This is a genomic window from Capnocytophaga sp. oral taxon 329 str. F0087, from assembly GCF_000213295.2.
GTDB classification, from domain to species: domain Bacteria; phylum Bacteroidota; class Bacteroidia; order Flavobacteriales; family Flavobacteriaceae; genus Capnocytophaga; species Capnocytophaga leadbetteri_A.
Genome location: NZ_KN390074.1, coordinates 1,266 through 4,720, shown reverse-complemented (window position 1 = coordinate 4,720; position 3,455 = coordinate 1,266). Strand labels below are relative to the sequence as shown.

Here is a 3,455-nt window from a genome sequence, read left to right as displayed (position 1 = left end):
ATTACCGTTCTTGTACTTGTATCTGTTACTGAACCCGATGGGAACGTAAAGTCCGTATCTGGCGTTGCTACAAGTGGGGTACTACCTACCTTAATCACGCTAGTCTTAGTAACAGTATTGCCTTGAGGGTCTCTTGCTACAAAGGTAACAGTTACTACTCCAGCCCCACACCAATTAGTAGGTTTAACCGCTGTAAAGTTATGGGTAAGTGTAGCCGTACCACAAGTATCGGTAACAGTAGCTTGGTTAAGCCAATTGCTTACTACTGTATCGATATTAGTAGCGGTACAAGTTACTGTTAAAGCAGTTGGAACTGTAAGCGTTACTGTATTGCTAAACACAATCATTACGACTACTTTATCAGTTTCGCAAACAGCATTAAAGCGGCTCACCTTATAAGTATCAGTAGTAGAGAGAGCTTCAGTATTATCTGTTACTAAAGTACTGTTTTTATAAACTTTTACGGTAGCTGTATCTGTCGCTATTTTTGCTTTGAGATCAGCTACTGTAGCGGCTGCACATAAAGTATAAGTTTTGCCTGTAGCTGGTGCTTCTAAAATATTAACTGTATAACTGAATGTTACTGTGTTAGCAGCACAAACAAGTCCTTGGGCTACCACTTGATAAATACCTGCGTGTTGTGCATCAATAGATGGTATCACCAATTGAGGCAAAGTAGTTACTGTAGTAGTTCCATCTGGATATTTCCACTGATAAGATGGGGCACCTAACGAACGCAAGGTAATAGTAACTGTACTTCCTTTGCAGTAACCAGACTGTAGTGGCGATGCTAATACCAGCTCAGGATTATCAAGAGGGGTAATAGGCAATTCTTTCCATACAGGTTCTGAAGCACAAGCTGAGTCTGTAATTTTCACCCAGCGAGTATTTTGCCCAGCAGAGAAAGTACCCAAGTTAGTAAAGGTAACTGTACTACCTTTAGCAGCTGTTTGGGTATCAATATGGGTACCGTCTCTACGATCGTATAATTCGTATTGGTAAGAACCTAAACCACTAATACCATTAATAGCTTTTATAACTATCTTACCAGTATTATCTTCACACTTATAACCTATATAACCATTTCTATCAAAGTTGAGCAATACATCGTCTACGCTGATAGTAAAAGTGCGTACACAACCATTAGCACCTTTACTTCTAATATAAGTTACTATATCTTGTTCATTACTATTAGTATCATCTATTTTTCCTCCATATATAAAGGTATAGCTACCTTCTGAGTTTTGGTTTCTTGGCAAAGAGAAGTACTGATCTTCAGAAGTAGGATCATTAGGGTTGTACACTGCCTTTATATAAGTAGAACCTAATACCTGTTGGCTAAAATTACTACTTACAGTTACGTCGTTTGAATTAATACCTGCTGGACGTTTATAAAGATATACATATATACTCCTGTTGTTATTTTCAGCTCTCAACTAATCCATGGCTGGATTTCCTTTGAAAGGATAAACTCTTACTTTAGTACACTCAGTTTTTGTTTCAGGAGTTAATGGTTTTTCCTGATAAGGAGTATGTGCCAATTCAAAATCTTGTTTAGAAGAATTTGTACCACTATACACATAGGTTACATTTCCGCAAGGGTCTTCTACTCTAATTTTATAAGTACCTTCGGGTAATGAGAAGTTTTGTGTAAGGTCATCTTGGTTCTGAGTAGCCATAATGTTAGTAATAACGCTATTAGATTTTCTATAAGTGATAGTAACCGTTTCATTGAGTTTGAGTTTTCCAGGCTCATCTACATAACTAGCAGGAGCTTGCTCTAAGGTAACCTTAAAGCCATTCATAGACAATATAGAGCCTGATTGATTTACTCTGAAAAGTACCTCTATTCTTCCTTTAGGTGTACGAGTATCTCCAAAACATCTTACTTCTTGTTTGTATTCTCCTCCTGGACGTACTAGATTATAGAATTTGTTAAAAGATTCTTCTTGGCTTACTGTTTGTCCATCTACAGATGTAAAGGTTACCTCATACTTTTCATCTGCTTTAAATGATTGCCCATTGTCTAGAGTGGTTATTTTCTTCCTTTCACCAGCTTCAGTTATCTGTCCTTGAGATACTTGCACTCCATTATGTTTAATAACATAAGTTACAGGATAACATACGATTTGATTCTCTGCAGTAACAGACATCTCAGGAGTCTGACAAGTACCTCCAAATACAATACCTGTATTCATAAAGCGTATATCTCCTCCAAGCATTGGAGTATCGTTGTTATTACAATTTTGCCCTTTAATACGGAAGTAGAAGTTAGGACGTTTATCTGGATCATCTTTTAGGTCTTTATAAGTACGATTATGAGCTTTCAAATCGTAATATATCATCCTCTGAGAAGAGGTTTTACCTGAAGGAAGTGAAAATAACGGACGCCATACAATATTCACACTATTTTTATCACCTCCATAAAACTCTGCCAAGTCTTTCTTAGAATAAGCAGTATACTCATAGAGGGCTGTCAATTCTGGAGTGTTGAAATACTTATAGAATGGTGAGTTGGTATTACCACTATAACGAATATCTAAATAATCACAACTTGATTGTCCTCCATTTTGAATATCTCTATATGCTTGGTCTTTACCAAAATCGTTATTGGTTCTAATAGGAGCTGGAAAATCGCTTTGTAATTTTCCTATTGTAGCAGATACTGGCTGTGCGTTAGCTATATTAGAAGTGTGTAACTTAGCCTTGTAGGTACCTGCTGGCATATTATAGTCTGTAAATTTCACAAAACTTACAGCACTTTCTTTGTCACTTTCTGTAATGGTAAAGGTACGCGTACCTGTATAGGTTGCTGGCATCTCAATAAGTTCTACTACATAAGTATTACCTGCTTGAGCATTTTGTATTTGGAAACGCAACTGACCTGTTGGAATACAGTTAAGCGAATTGTTAGTTGCTTGAAAGTTGAGCGTTTCATCACCAGAAACGGCTTGTGTCACTTTTGAAAAGGTTATTACACGAGTTTGCCCCAACGCCTTGCTTATGTTCTCATCACAAGTTCGAGCGCTGAGTTTTCCAAAAGAAAATAAAAGTGTAAATAATACTAATAGCGTCTGTAATTGTTTATACATTCGTGATAACATTGAGATATAATTAGTGATTCCAAGGGGCAAAGGTATAACATTATTTTGGAATACACAAAAGTAAATAAAAAAACACACAAAATATATTTTATTTAGAAAGGGGTAACAAAATTATTCAAAAAGAGGCTGTTCAGCACAATGCTAAACAGCCTCTTTTTATTTATTAGGTATTTGTACTATCGTTTGATATATAACCAACCTACTTCACTTCGATTTTGTCTATTCTCATCGACATATTCGATAACGTAATAGTAAGTGCCTTGTGGTAACTTATCAGAAGTTTCTACTACTACCCTACCATTAGAGAAGCCTCTAAATACGCGAGTTACGTTGTCATAACCTTCTGTTTCA

General features: G+C 36.4%; 3 protein-coding genes. All 3 read right to left on the bottom strand.

Annotated elements, in window-relative coordinates:
- A partial coding sequence (locus HMPREF9074_RS11245) for a hypothetical protein (protein ID WP_034540888.1) occupies positions 1–1,436 on the bottom strand: 1,436 nt, incomplete at its 3' end.
- On the bottom strand, positions 1,437–3,092 hold the full coding sequence (locus HMPREF9074_RS11240) for a hypothetical protein (RefSeq protein ID WP_009392316.1): 1,656 nt from the start codon (positions 3,090–3,092) through the stop codon (positions 1,437–1,439).
- A 188-nt stretch (positions 3,093–3,280) separates the two neighbouring features.
- Positions 3,281–3,455, bottom strand: a 175-nt coding sequence (locus HMPREF9074_RS12480; protein WP_198133048.1) for a T9SS type B sorting domain-containing protein, incomplete at its 5' end; no start/stop codon positions are given.

Coding starts and splice junctions, on each gene's coding strand:
- HMPREF9074_RS11240 (WP_009392316.1), bottom strand. CDS start 3,092: ATGTATAAACAATTACAGACGCTATTAGTATTATTTACACTTTTATTT.